At 60.6% G+C, this 15,539-nt stretch carries 19 protein-coding genes and 1 riboswitch; of the genes, 11 read left to right on the top strand and 8 right to left on the bottom strand.

Translation table 11 applies throughout. The features are described 5' to 3' along the window. The first annotated feature begins 75 nt into the window (after positions 1-75). Positions 76-363 (top strand): HU family DNA-binding protein, encoded by a 288-nt coding sequence (locus ACORLH_RS21145; RefSeq protein ID WP_321830312.1) that lies wholly within the window; start codon positions 76-78, stop codon positions 361-363. Positions 364-536: 173 nt separating this feature from the next. Beyond that, positions 537-1,292 carry an SDR family oxidoreductase gene (locus ACORLH_RS21140; protein WP_321830311.1) on the top strand — a complete coding sequence of 252 codons (756 nt, stop codon included), beginning with the start codon at positions 537-539 and terminating at the stop codon, positions 1,290-1,292. 26 nt (positions 1,293-1,318) lie between these two features. Here ACORLH_RS21140 and ACORLH_RS21135 read toward each other — a convergent pair whose 3' ends face one another. Continuing rightward, the gene (locus ACORLH_RS21135) at positions 1,319-1,687 is read right to left on the bottom strand and encodes a VOC family protein (protein ID WP_321830310.1); all 369 of its coding nucleotides are present in this window, start codon (positions 1,685-1,687) and stop codon (positions 1,319-1,321) included. 91 nt (positions 1,688-1,778) lie between these two features. Here ACORLH_RS21135 and ACORLH_RS21130 point away from each other — a divergent pair, with 91 nt between their 5' ends. The 3 genes from ACORLH_RS21130 to ACORLH_RS21120 all read left to right on the top strand — a co-directional run bounded on the left by ACORLH_RS21130 (position 1,779) and on the right by ACORLH_RS21120 (position 3,859). Further along, complete coding sequence (locus ACORLH_RS21130; RefSeq protein ID WP_321830309.1) at positions 1,779-2,648, top strand: DMT family transporter; 870 nt, start codon at positions 1,779-1,781, stop codon at positions 2,646-2,648. Between the two features lie 75 nt (positions 2,649-2,723). Continuing rightward, positions 2,724-3,437 (top strand): cytochrome c biogenesis CcdA family protein, encoded by a 714-nt coding sequence (locus ACORLH_RS21125; protein WP_321830308.1) that lies wholly within the window; start codon positions 2,724-2,726, stop codon positions 3,435-3,437. Between the two features lie 14 nt (positions 3,438-3,451). Next, positions 3,452-3,859, top strand: coding sequence for a thioredoxin family protein (locus tag ACORLH_RS21120; protein WP_321830307.1), 408 nt, complete (start codon positions 3,452-3,454; stop codon positions 3,857-3,859). A 16-nt stretch (positions 3,860-3,875) separates the two neighbouring features. On the opposite strand, the gene ACORLH_RS21115 is transcribed toward ACORLH_RS21120, so the two are convergent. From ACORLH_RS21115 to aroC, 3 genes are read right to left on the bottom strand one after another with little or no spacing between them, the layout of a single operon-like run. Beyond that, on the bottom strand, positions 3,876-4,820 hold the full coding sequence (locus ACORLH_RS21115; RefSeq protein WP_321830306.1) for an AEC family transporter: 945 nt from the start codon (positions 4,818-4,820) through the stop codon (positions 3,876-3,878). A gap of 1 nt (position 4,821) precedes the next feature. Continuing rightward, entirely contained in the window at positions 4,822-5,484 is a 663-nt protein-coding gene (locus tag ACORLH_RS21110; protein ID WP_321830305.1) for an HD domain-containing protein, read from the bottom strand. Further along, positions 5,484-6,590 carry a chorismate synthase gene (gene aroC, locus ACORLH_RS21105; protein WP_321830304.1) on the bottom strand — a complete coding sequence of 369 codons (1,107 nt, stop codon included), beginning with the start codon at positions 6,588-6,590 and terminating at the stop codon, positions 5,484-5,486. The genes ACORLH_RS21110 and aroC overlap by 1 nt, the downstream gene beginning before the upstream one ends. A gap of 196 nt (positions 6,591-6,786) precedes the next feature. After that, a riboswitch (TPP riboswitch) is annotated at positions 6,787-6,889 on the top strand. 47 nt (positions 6,890-6,936) lie between these two features. On the opposite strand from aroC, the gene thiB reads away from it, so the two are divergent. Genes thiB through thiQ form a run of 3 tightly spaced genes read left to right on the top strand, consistent with a single transcriptional unit; the run spans position 6,937 to position 10,143 of the window. After that, positions 6,937-7,920 (top strand): thiamine ABC transporter substrate binding subunit, encoded by a 984-nt coding sequence (gene thiB / locus ACORLH_RS21100; RefSeq protein ID WP_321830302.1) that lies wholly within the window; start codon positions 6,937-6,939, stop codon positions 7,918-7,920. Further along, a complete protein-coding gene (locus ACORLH_RS21095) occupies positions 7,917-9,461 on the top strand; it encodes a thiamine/thiamine pyrophosphate ABC transporter permease ThiP (protein WP_321830301.1) in 1,545 nt (514 codons plus the stop codon). The genes thiB and ACORLH_RS21095 overlap by 4 nt, the downstream gene beginning before the upstream one ends. Continuing rightward, complete coding sequence (gene thiQ, locus ACORLH_RS21090) at positions 9,448-10,143, top strand: thiamine ABC transporter ATP-binding protein (protein ID WP_321830300.1); 696 nt, start codon at positions 9,448-9,450, stop codon at positions 10,141-10,143. Before ACORLH_RS21095 ends, thiQ begins: the two co-directional genes overlap by 14 nt. 4 nt (positions 10,144-10,147) lie before the next feature. Here the strand turns inward: thiQ and ACORLH_RS21085 are convergent, their stop codons facing one another. From ACORLH_RS21085 to ACORLH_RS21070, 4 genes are all read right to left on the bottom strand, one after another. After that, entirely contained in the window at positions 10,148-10,330 is a 183-nt protein-coding gene (locus ACORLH_RS21085; RefSeq protein WP_058243632.1) for a Trm112 family protein, read from the bottom strand. Continuing rightward, positions 10,327-10,974: an LON peptidase substrate-binding domain-containing protein gene (locus ACORLH_RS21080; RefSeq protein WP_321830299.1), complete on the bottom strand. Its 648-nt coding sequence runs from the start codon at positions 10,972-10,974 to the stop codon at positions 10,327-10,329. Before ACORLH_RS21080 ends, ACORLH_RS21085 begins: the two co-directional genes overlap by 4 nt. Positions 10,975-11,002: 28 nt before the next feature. Further along, positions 11,003-11,929, bottom strand: coding sequence for a thioredoxin family protein (locus tag ACORLH_RS21075; RefSeq protein ID WP_058243634.1), 927 nt, complete (start codon positions 11,927-11,929; stop codon positions 11,003-11,005). Between the two features lie 93 nt (positions 11,930-12,022). Continuing rightward, positions 12,023-12,811 carry an exodeoxyribonuclease III gene (locus ACORLH_RS21070; RefSeq protein WP_321830298.1) on the bottom strand — a complete coding sequence of 263 codons (789 nt, stop codon included), beginning with the start codon at positions 12,809-12,811 and terminating at the stop codon, positions 12,023-12,025. Positions 12,812-13,112: 301 nt separating this feature from the next. Here ACORLH_RS21070 and ACORLH_RS21065 point away from each other — a divergent pair, with 301 nt between their 5' ends. From ACORLH_RS21065 to ACORLH_RS21055, 3 genes are all read left to right on the top strand, one after another. Beyond that, positions 13,113-14,219, top strand: a complete 1,107-nt coding sequence (locus tag ACORLH_RS21065; RefSeq protein ID WP_321830297.1) for a TauD/TfdA family dioxygenase — start codon at positions 13,113-13,115, stop codon at positions 14,217-14,219. Between the two features lie 200 nt (positions 14,220-14,419). Continuing rightward, positions 14,420-14,665, top strand: a complete 246-nt coding sequence (locus ACORLH_RS21060; RefSeq protein WP_321830296.1) for a hypothetical protein — start codon at positions 14,420-14,422, stop codon at positions 14,663-14,665. A 113-nt stretch (positions 14,666-14,778) separates the two neighbouring features. Next, a complete protein-coding gene (locus ACORLH_RS21055) occupies positions 14,779-15,480 on the top strand; it encodes a sugar transferase (protein WP_321830295.1) in 702 nt (233 codons plus the stop codon). The last annotated feature ends 59 nt before the right edge of the window (positions 15,481-15,539 follow it).

Genomic DNA, 15,539 nt, shown 5'->3' with positions numbered 1-15,539 from the left:
GTGTTTATACGCTATATAACGTTAACTATGCGCGAAGAGGCCCAAGTGATCGGGCGAATTAAGGAGACCTAAAAAATGGCAAAACCGATGACCAAGACTCAGCTGGTAGCTGCGCTGGCCGAGAAAATGGGCGCGGAAAAGAAAACCGCAAGCGCTGCACTGGACGCTGTTGTATCGATCATCACCAAAGAAGTATCGGGCGGCGGTGCCGTAACCCTGCCCGGCATCGGCAAAATCTACTGCCGTGAGCGCCCCGAGCGCATGGTGCGCAACCCTGCCACCGGTGAGCAGATCAAAAAAGAAGCGGACAAGGTTGTGAAAATGACCATCGCGAAAGCGCTGAAAGACAGCGTAAACGCCTAAGTCTGCATCTGTCAGAATTACGGAAAGGGTCGCCTCAGGGCGGCCCTTTTTGCATTCCACTCCGTTTCTTGCGGATCCGACCTGTCACCCGGCCTTGCAGCATGATCCAGATCGCAAAGGGTTTCGCCGCTTTGGCACAAGATGCAGGCAACAATTTTGAACAGGAGCTTGCAGTGGAACTTTCAGACAAAACGATCCTTATCACCGGGGCCAGCAGCGGCATTGGCGCCGCAGCGGCGATGCTATTTGCCCAAGAGGGTGCAAACCTTGTGATCGCCGCCCGGCGCGCATCTGAGTTGGACCAGGTCGCCGGCCAGATCACTCAGTCAAACGGCAAGGCCATCGCTGTGGTCGGCGATGTGACGGACCCTGAGTTTGCCGTGACCCTTGTGGCCCGGGCTGAGGCGGCATTTGGCGGATTGGATGGGGCCTTCAACAACGTCGGCATGGTCGGGGAAATGTCGCCGGTTGCCGACATGGCCAACACAACTTGGCACAGCGTTATCGAAACCAACCTGACCAGCGCCTTTTACGCGGCGAAGGCACAGCTGCCAGCGCTGCAGCGGCGCGGCGGCGGCGCGATGGTCTTTACCTCATCCTTTGTGGGCACCAGCAACGCGGGACTGCCGGGCATGGCGGCCTATGCCGCTGCCAAGGCGGGGCTCAACGGGTTGGTCCAATCCCTTGCCGCTGATCATGCGGCGGAGGGGATCCGGGTAAATGCACTGCTGCCGGGGGGCACCAAAACCGCGATGGCAGACGATGATCCGGCAGCGCATGACTATATTTCCAGCCTGCACCCGATGCAGCGGATGGCGCAGCCTGTTGAAATTGCCCAAGCCGCCTGTTTCCTGCTGTCAGATCGTGCGTCCTTCGTGACCGGGGCGCCGCTATCGGCAGATGGCGGCGTGTCCGTCAGGTTTGCGTGAGGCCGGTTTGTGATGGCGGTGGGGGATCACAGGAATTTCTGCACCTCAATCACATAGCCGTTCGGATCTTCGCAGAAGAAGCTGTAGATGCCGAACTGTTCGATCTTTTCCGGGGCGCCATGCAATGTGGCGCCCTTGGCCTGTAGCCGGGAATACCAGCCATCCACATCCTCGCGCAGCAGGGTGATCATTCCACCCTCCGGGTTGACGCGGCGGTTTTCAAACTCCCGGCACACGCCGATCAGCGCCTGTTCCCCCGCCTGATAGATCCGCGCCGCACCTGCATCGCGCCACAGCGGCAACCCTAGCAAGTCACCGTAGAACCGGGCGGCCTCCTCCAGATCTTTGCAATAGACCCAGGTGATCATTCCCGCATCTGGTCCTGTTTGCTGCATCGTCCCCTCCGTAGTTCTGCGGCTTGTGATTGCTGATTTGCGCGTGTTAGCTGGCGCGCAGGAAATCATCAGGCAGAAGGCAGGGCAAGGAATGAACGCAGGTGCGATTGGGCTGGGACTGGCCTTTGCCTTCATGTGGTCTTCGGCGTTCACCTCCGCGCGGGTGATTGTGGAATATGCGCCGCCGATGGCATCGCTGTCTTTGCGCTTTCTGGTGTCGGGGTTGATCGGCATCGCCATTGCCCGCGCGCTGGGGCAGAGTTTCCGTCTGACCCCTGCACAATGGCGCGCCACGATCCTGTTCGGCGTCTGTCAGAACGCGCTGTACCTTGGCCTGAATTTTGTTGCGATGCAGTGGGTTGAAGCCTCACTCGCGTCGATCATCGCCTCAACAATGCCGCTGATGGTGGCGGTTGCCGGTTGGGTGGTGTTCCGTGAAAAACTGCCGAAACTTGCCATGGGTGGCCTGATCCTGGGCATCATCGGGGTGGTTCTGATCATGGGCGCGCGGATGGGGGCGGGTGTTGATATGCTGGGGGTCGCCCTGTGTTTCATCGCCGCCGTAGCGCTGACCATTGCCACGCTGGCGGTGCGCGGTGCGTCCTCCGGGGGCAATGTGATGGTCATCGTTGGCCTGCAAATGCTGATCGGTTCCGCCGTTCTGGCCGTGCCCGCAGCGATGTTGGAAACGATGGAGGTGACGCTCAGCTGGCAGCTTATCGTCGCGTTCCTCTACACCACATTTGTGCCGGGGTTGGCGGCAACCTGGGTCTGGTTCACCTTGGTCAATCGCATTGGCGCGGTGAAGGCGGCAACCTTCCACTTCCTCAACCCGTTTTTCGGCGTGGCGATTGCCGCCGCCTTGCTGGGCGAAACTCTGGGTGTGCTGGATGTGATCGGTGTGGCGGTGATCGCAGCGGGCATTCTGGCGGTGCAGCTCTCCAAGCAGAAAGCGACATAATCCCCCACGAGGACGTGATCCCGCGTCAGGGTATTGTCGAATGACTTTGCGCGCCGGTCCTAGCATTTTGGCACCATGGAATTGGTGTTTGGATATCTTGCCGGTCTGTTGACCCTGATTAACCCCTGCGTGCTGCCAGTGCTGCCGATTGTTCTGGCGGGTGCCTTGCAGGCGCATCGGCTGGGGCCCGTAGCGCTGGCATTGGGTATGGGGGTCAGCTTTGTCAGCTTCGGCCTGTTGGTCAGCGGCTTTGGTTTTGCCCTAGGCATTGATGCGCAGATGATTTCTGACGCGGGCGCGGTATTGATGATCGGCTTTGGTCTGATCCTGCTGGTGCCACGGTTTTCCACCGCATTCAGCACCGCAACCGCGGGCATCGCAGCCTCGGCCGATGGTCAGATGAACAGCGTTGATCACACCAGCCTGCGCGGTCAGTTTCTGGGTGGCCTGCTGCTGGGCGCGGTTTGGAGCCCCTGTATCGGCCCTACATTGGGCGGCGCTATCTCACTGGCCTCACAAGGGGGGAGCCTGCTTTGGGCGGGGGCGATCATGGTCAGCTTTGCCGCTGGCGTAGGTTCGATCATTCTGGCGCTGGGCTATGGCGCACGCGGGCTGTTGATCCGCCACAAAGGCGTCATGCGCTTGATCGCCGAAAAGGCGCGTCCGGTCATGGGCATCGTGTTCCTGGCGGTTGGTTTGGCCTTGTTATTCCGTCTGCAACATTATGCTGAGGCCTGGGCGGTGAACGCCTTGCCCTATTGGTTGCAGGATCTCTCTGTTCGCTTCTGAAGAAGGATAAGATTATGAAACGTCGCGATTTTATGGCCCTTGGAGCCGCTGCTGTGTTGAGTGCTGGTGCCGCTTGGGCAGAACCGCTGGACTACACCGAAGGTCTGGCCAAGGCGCATCTGGCGAAGGGTGAGGTGGTCTTCCTCGACTTCAAGGCGGATTGGTGTTCGACCTGTGCGGCGCAGGAACGTGCGATCACGGCGCTGATGGCGGAAAACCCCGAATATGCGGAGAAGATCACCTTCATCAACGTTGACTGGGATCAGTTTGGCCGCTCCGATCTGGTGAAAGAGCTGCGGATCCCCCGCCGCTCCACCCTGGTGGCGCTGCGGGGCGACGCTGAGATTGGCCGCATCGTGGCAGATACCAAGAAAAGCACCATCAAGGCGCTGATGGATCAGGCGCTGGCGGCCTCCTCCTGAGGCAAAGCGTCAGGCGTCAGGTCAGGACAAACAGCAGGGTGGAGAGCGTGAAAAACGCCCCCACCGTTGCGGCCAGAAGCGCGATGGAGGCCACGCCCTCGTGGCCGTATTCCTGCGCAAAGACCACATAGAGCACCAGCATTGGCATCGCGGCGGAGACCACCACCGCGGTCCACATATCCGGGCTGAGCGCTGGCATGCCGATGAGCGGCAAGAGCGCAGCGGCAAGGATCACCATCGCCGGGTTCACGATCAGCTTGCCGATCAGGATCTGCACCGCCAGTGACATTTCCCCCCGCAGCGGCAGCCCGACCAGCGAACCGCCGATCATCACCAGCGCCAAGGCGGATGCCGATGCGGCCAGCATATCCAGCAGGCGATAACCCGCATCCGGCAGATCAATATCCAGCAGAAGCAGCAGCAGCCCGGTCAACAGCCCAATGAACATCGGCCGTTTCAGGATGGATAGGAACAGCCCGCCCAGCATCTGCAGCTTGGTGCGATCATCCCGGTCACGCGCGCCCTCCAGGAACATCAGACCCAGAGGGATCAGCAGGAAGTTTTCCACGATGAAGTTCAGTGCCAGGACGATACCGGCATGGTCCGGTAGGATCAGCAGCATCACCGGATAGCCCACATAGGCCGAGTTGGGGCAACAGCTGCCCATCGCGCCAATCGCGCGCCGTGCGGGCCCGGTGCCCTGCAGCCACAGCACCAGATAGACCAGACCAAAGGTGGCCAAGCCGCCGAGGGCAAAGACCAGCGCGTAGTCCAGTTGCAGAACGTCAGCCAGATCGCGTTTCGCCACCGCACCACACAGCAGCGCCGGCAGTGCGATGTTCAACACGTATTTGCCAAGGATCTTCATATCGCTCTGGGCAAAGACGCCAAAGCGTACCGCGCAGTATCCCAGCGCAATGGTGGCGAAGATCGGGAAGGTGATGCTAAGAATGTCGAACATGTCAGCTTTCTTCAGGGGCCCAATGCGCTGGCGCGTCCGCCCCGATTTCCGCCGCCAGATCGTTTAGAAATGCCTGCATCAGCGCCGTGCGTTCCGCCGCGATCTGTTGCCCGGTGCGGGTCAGCATACCCTGACCCAAACGCAGCAGTTTCAGCGGGAAGTGATCCAGCGCCTGCGCCTTGTCATCCAGGTCACGCTGTCGCGCAAACGGGTCCACCGGATCATATAGCGGTCGCCCCAGCGCGCCTGAAACGGCGAAACAGCGGGCCAGCCCAATCGCCCCAATCGCGTCCAGCCGGTCGGCATCCCTGAGGATCTGTGCCTCAAGCGATTCAGGCACTATTCCAGCCGAAAAGCTGTGTGCTTCGATCATATGGCGGGCTGCGGAAACCTCCGCGGCGCTATAGCCTAGGGCCTGCAGATGTGGCGCTGCTGCGGCGGCTGCAAGGGTTGAGGCCTCGGCCCGGTTGGGGGCGTTCTTGGGCAGGTTGACCAGATCATGCAGATAGGCCCCGGCCAGTAGGATCCGCAGATCGCCACCCTCAGCAGCCGCGATGCGCTGGCAGGTGGCCCAGACCCGATCCAGATGCGCCAGATCATGGGCGCTGTCCTGCGCCATCTCTTGCGCGGCAATAGCCCGCAAGGCCTCACGCAGCGCGTCCATCAGCCGATCTGACCGCGGTTTTCGCCGATTTGGCCACGATGCAGCAGCAGGTGGTCCAGGATCACACAGGCCATCATAGCCTCAGCCACAGGCACGGCACGGATGCCGACGCAGGGATCGTGGCGGCCTTTGGTGATCACCTCAATCGGTGAGCCATCTTTGCGGATCGATTGGCGCGGGGTCAGGATCGATGAGGTGGGCTTCACCGCGAAACGCACAACCACATCCTGACCGGTGGAAATGCCCCCCAGAATGCCGCCCGCGTGGTTTGAGGAATAATGCGGCAGGCCGTCATTGCCCATGTAGATCTCATCAGCGTTTTCGGTGCCCTTCAGGCGCGCTGCGGCCATGCCTTCGCCAATCTCAACGCCTTTCACAGCGTTGATCGACATCATCGAGGCCGCCAGATCGGTGTCCAGCTTGTTATAGATCGGTGCGCCAATCCCGGCGGGGACGCCACGCGCAACCACTTCGATCACTGCGCCAACGCTGTCATGATCCTTGCGCAGCTTCTGCAGGTAATCTTCCCACTTCTGCGCCTGTTCCGGCCCTTGTGGGATCCAGAAATCGTTCTGCTCAATCGCGTCCCAGTCAAAGGCATCGCGGTCAATCTCCATCTCCCCCATCTGGGTCATGTAGCCCTTGATCTCCAACCCTGGGACCATCGCTTTGATCGCCTCACGCGCAACGCCCCCGGCCGCGACGCGGGCCGCTGTTTCGCGGGCCGATGAGCGGCCGCCCCCGCGGTAATCGCGGTTGCCGTATTTCTGGTGATAGGTGATGTCGGCATGACCGGGGCGGAAGGTCTGGGCGATGTCGCCGTAGTCCTTTGAGCGCTGATCGGTGTTTTCGATCATCAGCTGGATCGGCGTGCCGGTGGTTTTGCCTTCAAACACGCCGGACAGGATTTTCACCGCATCAGGTTCGTTGCGCTGGGTGGTGTTTTTGTTCTGACCGGGGCGGCGTTTGTCCAGCCACACCTGCAGCATTTCGGCCGTGACGGGCACCTCAGGCGGGCAGCCGTCCACTGTGGCGCCCAGGGCCGGCCCGTGGCTTTCGCCCCAGGTGGTGACACGGAAAAGATGACCGAAAGAATTCATGCTCATGTGGGCGCCCTCTTTGTTCTCAACCCCTTTAGCGGGATTGCACATAAGGGGGAAGGGAGAAGGCAAGAAAGTGAGGCCAGAGTGCCATGCTGAGACATAAATCACCACCTTCGGGGGCTGCCAGCGGTCCTATCGCGCAGCCATAAGCCGTAGGCGCATTCAGGCGTTGTCATCACCGGCGCGCCGCACTAGGTTCTGCCCCACCTCGGGGTGCCTGAACCACAGGCTGAGATGCATCGTGCGAACCCGTAGAACCTGATCCGGTTAACACCGGCGGAGGGAAGGCCCGGCATCTCAGATCCGAGACGTCCCCACACTCCGCCCTGCCAAGAATGGAGTGATACAGATGAAGTATCTTGCCCTTGCCACGGGACTGCTTGCCACCACCGCCACCGTTGCTGTGGCCGACACCCCCGTGCTGACTGTTTATACCTATGACAGCTTTGTTTCTGACTGGGGCCCGGGCCCTGCCGTTGAGAAAGCTTTTGAGGAAACCTGTGGCTGCGATCTGCAGCTGGTTGGTGCCGGTGACGGTGCTGCCCTGCTGGGCCGCCTGAAGCTGGAAGGCGCCCGCACTGAGGCGGATGTTGTGCTGGGTCTGGACACCAACCTGACCGCCGCCGCGCTGGACACTGGCCTTTTTGCTGAACATTCGGTTGAGGCCGAGTATGACCTGCCGATCGAATGGGCGGACAGCACCTTTGTTCCTTATGACTGGGGCTATTTTGCCTTTGTTCAGAACGCGGATCTGGACGGTCCTGCGGACTTCAAAGCGCTGGCCGACAGTGACCTGAAAATCGTCATTCAGGATCCTCGTTCCTCGACCCCCGGTCTGGGCCTGCTGATGTGGGTGAAAACCGCCTATGGCGATGAGGCCCCGGCGATCTGGGCCGGTCTGGCGGAGAATATCGTCACCGTGACCAAAGGCTGGTCCGAAGCTTATGGCCTGTTCCTGGAAGGGGAGGCCGACATGGTGCTGTCCTACACCACCTCGCCGGCCTATCACCTGATCGCAGAAGAGGACGCCAGCAAAACCGCGGCCAGCTTCAGCGAAGGTCACTACATGCAGATCGAAGTGGCGGGCAAAATCGCCGGTTCCGATCAGCCTGAACTGGCCGATCAGTTCCTGTCCTTCATGGTCACCGATGCGTTCCAGTCGATCATCCCGACCACCAACTGGATGTATCCGGCTGTTGTGCCTGCCGCTGGCCTGCCTGAGGGGTTTGAGACCCTGATCCAGCCGGAAAAGGCTCTGATTTTGCCTTCCGCCGAAGCCCAGCCTGTGCGTGATGCGGCGCTGGCCGAGTGGCTGGACGCGCTGAGCAAATGATCCGCAGCTGGCCCGGTTTCCTGGCGGCAGGGCTAGTCCTGCTGAGCCTGATCGGGCCGCTCATCGCGGTGTTTCTCCGTGCCGGAGAGGCTGGATTTTCTGACCTCTCCTTCAGCGCCGCCGATCAGGCGGCGCTTCGTTTTTCTTTGTTGCAGTCTTTTCTGTCGGCCAGCCTTTCGGTTTTGCTGGCGATCCCGGTGTCCCGGGCCCTGGCGCGGCGGCGGTTTCGCGGTCGGGCGATCTTGATCACCCTTCTGGGCGCGCCGTTTATCCTGCCGGTGATTGTCGCCGTCATGGGGTTGCTGGCGGTGTTTGGCCGCTCCGGCATCCTATCGGATCTGCTGGCCCTCTTTGACCTGCCACCGGTGCAGATTTACGGGCTGCACGGCGTGGTGCTGGCCCATGTGTTTTTCAATCTGCCTCTGGCCACGCGCATCCTGCTGCAGGCTTGGCAGGATATCCCGGCGGAACGGTTTCGGCTGGCGGCGTCCCTGAACCTGCGCGGCTGGCAAAGCTTTCGCGTGCTGGAAGCGCCGATGCTGATCCGGGCACTGCCCGGCGCCTGGCTGGTGATCTTTGCGCTGTGTCTCAGCAGCTTTGCGGTGGTTTTGGTTCTGGGTGGCGGTCCCAAGGCGACCACAATTGAACTGGCGATCTATCAGGCCTTCCGCTTTGATTTCGATCTGGCCCGCGCTGCCATGCTGGCGATGGTGCAGACCGTGCTGGTGGGCATCGTTGCGCTTGTCGCCCTGCGTCATGACGCCGGTCAGGCGCTGGGCGGCGGTCTGGATCGTGTGGTGCAGCGCTGGGATGCCAGCACCGCGGTGGCGCGGGCGCTGGATGCTTTTGCTTTGGTGCTGGCAACAGCGTTTCTGATCCTGCCCATCGCGATGTTGGTCTGGGATGGGCTGCAGGGGCTGGCGCAATTGCCATCGCAGGTCTGGGCGGCCTTGCGGATCTCACTCATCGTGGCGCTGGGGTCCACCGCGCTGTGTCTGGCCCTGGCCGTGCCGATTGCACTGGGGGCGGTGCGTCATCCCCGGTTGGAGGCTGTCGGCCTCTTGGGCATCGTCAGTTCGCCCCTTGTGCTGGGCACCGGGCTGTTTTTGATGATCCACCCCTTTGCCAACCCGTTCGATCTGGCCTTTTTGGTCACCACATTGGTCAATGCGCTGATGGCACTGCCGTTTGCCCTGCGGGTTCTGGTGCCCGCCCTACGGCAGAGTGAGGCGGATTTTGGCCGTCTGGCCGATGCGTTGAACCTGCGCGGCTGGGCGCGGCTGCGGTATCTGTTGTTGCCAAGGGCGCGGCGCCCCTTGGGGTTTGCGGCCGGGCTGACGGCGGCCCTGTCGATGGGGGATCTGGGGGTGATTGCGCTGTTTGCGGATCCCAACCGTGCAACACTGCCCTTGCAGATGTTCCGCCTGATGAGCGCCTACCGGATGGAGGCAGCGGCAGGGGCCGGCCTACTGTTGCTCTTTTCCAGCCTGGCGCTGTTTTGGATTTTTGACCGAGGAGGCCGCGGCCATGTTGAGGCTTGAGCATCTGACCCTGACCCAAGGGGGCTTTGCCCTCAGCGCGGATCTGTCGGTGGCGACCGGCAGCAAACTGGCGCTGATCGGCCCCTCAGGGGCGGGGAAATCGACCCTATTGAACCTTATTGCCGGGTTTTCTGCGCCGGATCAGGGGCGGGTGTTATGGCAGGATGTTGATCTGACAGATCTGCCGCCGGGGCAACGGCCGGTGTCGATCCTGTTTCAGGACAACAACCATTTCCCGCATCTCTCTGTCGCGCAAAACGTCGGTCTGGGGCTGCGGCCTGATCTGAAGCTGTCTGAGGATGAACAACATCAGGTGCGCGAGGCGCTGCACCATGTGGGCCTTTCAGGTATGGAGGGGCGCAAGCCCGGCACCCTGTCCGGTGGACAGCAGAGCCGTGCGGCATTGGCGCGGGTGCTGGTTCAGAAACGGCCGTTGGTTCTGCTAGACGAACCCTTTGCCGCGCTGGGGCCGGCGCTGAAGGTTGAGATGCTGCAACTGGTAGATCAGGTGGTGCAGGAAACCGGCGGGACGCTGATCATGGTCAGCCATCAACCGGAAGATGCCAAAGCCATTGCCAGCCATGTCTCGGTGGTGGCCGAGGGCACCGTCACCGCACCGATTGAGACGGATCAGCTGTTTGCCAATCCACCGCAGGCCTTGCGCGATTATCTGGGGGGCTGACGCCTCAGTCCAGTTTGCGGGCTTCGTCGACCAACATGATCGGGATGCCATTGCGGATCGGGAAGGCCAGATTGGCCGGTTTGGAAATCAACTCCTGCGCCTCGGCGTCATAGTCCAGCCGTCCGTGGGTCACGGGGCAGATCAGCGCTTCTAGCATACGGCGGTCAAAGCTGTGGGTGTCGCTCATTGCAGGATTTCCTCATCTTTCCCCCCGCCTAGCGCAAATTCGATCAGGGTGACAAGGGTTTCCCGCCGGGTTGAGAGGCTGGGCGCTTCCAACAGGGCCTGTTTGTCCTCCGGTGCGAAGTCCAAAATCATCGCCAGTGAGTTGATCATCAACTCATCGTCGGTATCGCCCAGGCTTTCCCAATCAGTGTCCAGCCCTTTGAGGGTGAAATACCGCTCCAGCAGGCCAAGGAAGGATTTGCGATTGAACAGCGGATCATGTTCTTCGGGGCCGCGATCCGCTTCGAACCCGTCCCATCGCACTTCGCAGCGGCGATAGGGGCTGAAGGTGGTCATCTCCCCGCGCACGCGGAACCGCGAAATGCCGGTGAGGGTGATCATGTAGCGCCCATCCTCGGTTTCCGAGAATTGGGTGACACGCCCCGCGCAGCCGATCTTGTGCAGCTTGTCGTCATCCTTGGCGCCTGGTCGGGCGCTGGGTTGCACCATGCCGATCAGTCTGGAGGGCGTTTTCAGGCAATCCTCAAGCATGGCAAGATAGCGCGGCTCAAAGATATGGAGCGGCAGGCGCGCCCGGGGCAACAGAAGTGCCCCGGGGAGCGGGAACACGGGGATCGTGTCTGGAAGTGCGACCTTGGGTGTCATGGCTCAGTAAGATAGGCCGCGCCGTGGCTCAGGCAAATATCAATGAGCTGAGTTTGCGCCGACCATTCAGAACCACCGGGTCATTTCCGGGCAGCGCATCAAAGATGGTGAACAGCTGCTGCTTGGCCGCGCCGTCATTCCATTCGCGGTCCCGCTTGAACAGTTCCAGCAGTTCATTCACCGCCTCTTCGACCTGACCTGCGGCATGCAACGCGCCTGCCAGATCAAAGCGGGCCTGATGGTTGTTTTCATCGGCAGCCAATGCGGCTTTCAACTCATCCAGCGGGCCCGAGTTGGCGGCCTGACGGGCCAGTTCCAGCTGGGCAAACGCGGCCTCAATCGGCGCTTCTGAGGAGATTTCTGCCGGCACGCCGTTCAACACGGCCTCGGCCTGATCCAACTCACCCACAGCGATCTGGCACCGCGCCAGGCCGCCATAAGCGATGGCATTGTTGGAATCTTCTTCGATCACGGCAGCGTAGATCTGCGCGGCATCTTCCACGGCACCGTCGTTCAGCATCTCTTCGGCTGCTTCCAGCGCACCGTCCAGACCGCCACTGGCATCGCCGCCGCCAGCCTCGATCACTTTTTTCACAAAAGCATCCAGTTCCGAGGCGGGAACCGCCCCCTGGAACATGTCCACCGGGCGTCCTTTGACAAAGGCCACAACGGTTGGGATCGATTGCAGCGGCAGACCCTGCTGGGCCAAAGCTGCGGCCAGCTGCTGGTTCTGATCAACGTCGATCTTGGCCATCTTGACCGCGCCATTGGCCTTGGTCACCGCCTCTTCCAGCATCGGGCCCAGCGTCTTGCAGGGGCCACACCAGGGTGCCCAGAAATCCACAATCACCGGCACCTCATTGGAGGCATCGACAACATCCGCCATGAAGTTGGCTTCGGTGACGTCTTTGATCAGATCAGCCGCAGGGGCCGCGTTTTGTCCAAGTTCCAGCATGGTGCTATCCCGGCTAAATTCGTTTGCCCCTTATATGAGGGGCAAAGCGTCGAATTCAAAGGGGCAAATGCGTCTTAGACGGGTTTGCAGACCTCAGAGGTCAAACGTCGCAAAGACCGGCGCGTGGTCTGAGGGTTTTTCCCAGCCGCGGGCGTCGCGCAGGACGCGGCTGCCGTGACCGGCGTTTGAAATGTCGGGCGTGGCCCAGACGTGATCCAGACGGCGGCCCTTGTCGGCGGCGTCCCAGTCACGGGCGCGGTAGGACCACCAGCTGTAAAGCAGGCCTTCGGGGATGTCCTGCCGGGTCACATCCACCCATTTACCGGCCTCCATCACCTCATGCAGGTGATCGACCTCAATCGGCGTGTGGCTGACGATTTTCAGCAGTTTCTTGTGATCCCAGACGTCATCTTCGCGCGGGGCAATGTTCAGATCGCCGACCAGAATGGATTTTTCCGGAGCGTCCTTGGCAAACCAGTCACGCATTTCGGTCAGGTAGTCGAGCTTCTGGCCAAATTTCTCGTTGATCTCACGATCCGGTTTGTCACCGCCCGCAGGGACGTAGAAATTGTGGATGGTCACACCGTTTTCCAGCCGCCCTGCGATGTGGCGGGCATGGCCGAGGCTGGCAAAATCTTCGCTGCCGGCTTCCTCGATCGGCAGTTTCGACAGGATCGCCACGCCGTTGTAACCCTTCTGACCGCGCGCCACCATGTGGTGGTAACCCAGCTCCTTGAAGGCCTCCATCGGGATCTTCTCCACCGGGCTCTTGCACTCCTGCAGGCACAGCACATCGGGGCCTTCTTCTGCCATCAGCTTGCAGACAATCGGTTCACGCAGGCGGACCGAGTTGATGTTCCAGGTGGCAAGGGTGAAGGACATGAGGCTGCTCCGATACTGGGGTTGCGATAGGGGTAGCACGGAGAACAGGGCGTGAACACCCCCTCTGACCCGGCAATCAATTCTTGCCTCACAGATGCAGATTTTTCTTGCCAAAACTAGGCAATTGGGATCACCGTTTTCCGGCAAGACCATGAAAGGAAGTCAGATGCCAGTTGTGGTTGGGCGCCAATCGGGGCACCCCTACAAAAAGGTTCATGACTGGTGGCCACCGCCTGCGGTGTGTGCCGCCTAAGCAGGCGTTTTCTCTTTAAAAACAAACCTATCTTTCATGGAGAACCCCATGACGCACGCAACGCTTTGCGCCGATAAGGCCGTGGTGCAGCTGACCTTTTCCGATGGTGCAACGGGCACCTACCCCTTCCTGTGGCTGCGCGATAATGATCCCGCAGGATTTCACCCAGACACCAAGGAACGTGTCGCCGATCTGACAGCGATCCCGCTGGATATTCGGGTGACCGAAGCCTTGATCGAGGACAGCGATCTGTCCCTGACTTGGGAAGATGAAACCGCCACCCGCTATAGCCTTGATTGGCTGGCCGCCCACCGCCCCGGGCATCGTCTTGTGGATCCTGCAAAAACCGGCGTCACCACGTGGCGCGCGGATATGGTGGCCGATGCGGTGCCACGCCTGCATGCGGCGGACGTGCTGGCCTCAGACGCGGCGTTGCGCGACTGGTTGATGGCCACGCAACGCAGTGGCCTGTCGGTGATCGATGGGCTGCCGGATGATCGTGAGGCCGGAATTGATGTGGCCAAACGCATCGGGTTTCTGCGCGAAACCAACTTTGGTGTCACCTTTGAGGTGAAGTCAAAACCGAACCCCAACAATCTGGCCTACACCCCAATTGCCCTGCCGCTGCACACCGACCTGACCAATCAGGAACTGCCGCCCGGGTTCCAGTTCCTGCATTGTCTGGCCAATGAGGCAACGGGCGGTGGATCGCTGTTCAGCGATGGTTTTGCTGTCGCTGAGGATCTGCGCACGCAGGATCCCGAAGCCTTTGAGCTGCTGTCGACCATTTCGGCGCCGTTCCGGTTCCAGGATGGCGAATATGACATCCGATCACGCAAGAAGGTGATCACGCTGGATGAAGATGGCGCGCTGAAAGAGATCTGCTTCAACGCGCATATTGCCAGCATCCTCGACATCGATCCCGATCTGATGCCGCAATATTACCGCGCCTATCGCACCTTCATGCAGATGAGTCGCGATCCGGCCTACCTGGTGACCTTCAAGCTGCAGGCGGGGGAGATGGTGATCTTTGACAACCGCCGTGTTTTGCATGGGCGCGAGGCGTTTGATCCCAACACCGGCTATCGCCACCTGCGCGGTTGCTATGTGGACCGGGGAGAGTTCGAAAGCCGCCTGCGTGTTCTGGCGCGTTAAGACCGGCGAAGCCTGAGATCTTTGATGGATAGAGAGGGGCGGTTCCTAGCGGCTGCCCCTTTTCAATTTGAAGCCCGTCGGTAACCTTTCCTAAGGAAGGGTTAACTGGCCCGTTAACAGCGCATTAAGGAAGCTTTGCCAAGATTTAACTCGAAGTTGTCCAAGTTTTTATGAAACTCATTCTGTCTTCGGGGGCGCCAATGGACGTCATGGATTTTGTCATAGCGATTTATGTGGTCGCGACGGTGTTTGCACTTTGCATGACCTACCGCGAACAACGCCGCCGCGGCCAGATCACGCCTGTGTTTACGCTGATCGGCTATTGCCTCTGTCTGGTCTGGCCCTTGGTGGTCGCTGTCATGGCGCTGGGCCAATACGCCGGGGTCTTCACCGACGAACCAGCACGGCCCGTGCCGCGCCGGGATCTGGTGAAAAAGAGCACTTAGTTTCCACAAAAGGCCAACACATTAGCACGCACTTGAATGAACCGCAGCCAAGCCTTCAGCCGCTGTAACCGCTTTGGCGGGCCTGAGCCTTTGTGTGTGGAGAGGGGGGATAGATGTCCTTTGTTGATCTCAAAAACGAACCGGCTGAGCTGCCGTCGAACCAACGGTTTTTAGCTGGAGCCGAGGCGCGCCGAACAGTTTTGGCCGGTGGGTTCTACACCCACTACGGCAAGCGCTTGTTGGATATCACATTGGTTTTGCTGGCCGCCCCGGCGGTGCTGGCGGCTGCGATTGTCATCGCTGTTCTGGTCTCTCTGGATGGATCGGCCCCGATCTTTCGCCAATGGCGCGTCGGTCGGCATGGCCGGCTTTTCCGGATGTGGAAGTTTCGCAGCATGGTGCCTGAGGCTGAGGCGATGCTGCGGGCCCATCTGGTGAAATACCCGGACGCCGCCGCAGAGTGGCATCATTACCAGAAACTGAAACAGGATCCCCGGATTACACGCGTCGGTGCCGTACTGCGCCGTACGTCGCTGGATGAGCTGCCCCAGCTCTGGAATGTGCTGAAAGGTGAGATGAGCCTTGTGGGCCCGCGTCCGATGTTGCCCGATCAACAGGCGCTTTATCCCGGGCAGGCCTATTACAGCTTGCGTCCGGGCCTGACCGGGCCATGGCAAGTCTCTGACCGCAATGCCTGCGGCTTTGCCGATCGCGCTGGGTTTGACAGCCGCTATGTGGCTGAGATGAGCCTTGGCACTGACCTGCGTTTGATCGGGGCTACCCTGCCGGTTGTTGCCAAAGCGTCGGGGCAATAAGTGCCGCGGCAACAGCTCGATCACTCGCAGTGAAAACCGACACTTTTGGTTGTGCCAAA

Source organism: Thalassovita sp. (assembly GCF_963691685.1).
Taxonomy (GTDB): domain Bacteria; phylum Pseudomonadota; class Alphaproteobacteria; order Rhodobacterales; family Rhodobacteraceae; genus Thalassobius.
Note: the sequence above shows the minus strand (reverse complement) of the source record. Positions and strands in the feature narration are given on the sequence as shown.

Excerpts from the sequence above, each read along its gene's own strand:
- ACORLH_RS21145 (WP_321830312.1), top strand. The coding sequence starts at position 76 with ATGGCAAAACCGATGACCAAGACTCAGCTGGTAGCTGCGCTGGCCGAG.
- ACORLH_RS21135 (WP_321830310.1), bottom strand. The coding sequence starts at position 1,687 with ATGCAGCAAACAGGACCAGATGCGGGAATGATCACCTGGGTCTATTGC.
- ACORLH_RS21130 (WP_321830309.1), top strand. The coding sequence starts at position 1,779 with ATGAACGCAGGTGCGATTGGGCTGGGACTGGCCTTTGCCTTCATGTGG.
- ACORLH_RS21125 (WP_321830308.1), top strand. The coding sequence starts at position 2,724 with ATGGAATTGGTGTTTGGATATCTTGCCGGTCTGTTGACCCTGATTAAC.
- ACORLH_RS21120 (WP_321830307.1), top strand. The coding sequence starts at position 3,452 with ATGAAACGTCGCGATTTTATGGCCCTTGGAGCCGCTGCTGTGTTGAGT.
- ACORLH_RS21115 (WP_321830306.1), bottom strand. The coding sequence starts at position 4,820 with ATGTTCGACATTCTTAGCATCACCTTCCCGATCTTCGCCACCATTGCG.
- ACORLH_RS21110 (WP_321830305.1), bottom strand. The coding sequence starts at position 5,484 with ATGGACGCGCTGCGTGAGGCCTTGCGGGCTATTGCCGCGCAAGAGATG.
- aroC (WP_321830304.1), bottom strand. The coding sequence starts at position 6,590 with ATGAGCATGAATTCTTTCGGTCATCTTTTCCGTGTCACCACCTGGGGC.
- thiB (WP_321830302.1), top strand. The coding sequence starts at position 6,937 with ATGAAGTATCTTGCCCTTGCCACGGGACTGCTTGCCACCACCGCCACC.
- ACORLH_RS21095 (WP_321830301.1), top strand. The coding sequence starts at position 7,917 with ATGATCCGCAGCTGGCCCGGTTTCCTGGCGGCAGGGCTAGTCCTGCTG.
- thiQ (WP_321830300.1), top strand. The coding sequence starts at position 9,448 with ATGTTGAGGCTTGAGCATCTGACCCTGACCCAAGGGGGCTTTGCCCTC.
- ACORLH_RS21085 (WP_058243632.1), bottom strand. The coding sequence starts at position 10,330 with ATGAGCGACACCCACAGCTTTGACCGCCGTATGCTAGAAGCGCTGATC.
- ACORLH_RS21080 (WP_321830299.1), bottom strand. The coding sequence starts at position 10,974 with ATGACACCCAAGGTCGCACTTCCAGACACGATCCCCGTGTTCCCGCTC.
- ACORLH_RS21075 (WP_058243634.1), bottom strand. The coding sequence starts at position 11,929 with ATGCTGGAACTTGGACAAAACGCGGCCCCTGCGGCTGATCTGATCAAA.
- ACORLH_RS21070 (WP_321830298.1), bottom strand. The coding sequence starts at position 12,811 with ATGTCCTTCACCCTTGCCACCTGGAACATCAACTCGGTCCGCCTGCGT.
- ACORLH_RS21065 (WP_321830297.1), top strand. The coding sequence starts at position 13,113 with ATGACGCACGCAACGCTTTGCGCCGATAAGGCCGTGGTGCAGCTGACC.
- ACORLH_RS21060 (WP_321830296.1), top strand. The coding sequence starts at position 14,420 with ATGGACGTCATGGATTTTGTCATAGCGATTTATGTGGTCGCGACGGTG.
- ACORLH_RS21055 (WP_321830295.1), top strand. The coding sequence starts at position 14,779 with ATGTCCTTTGTTGATCTCAAAAACGAACCGGCTGAGCTGCCGTCGAAC.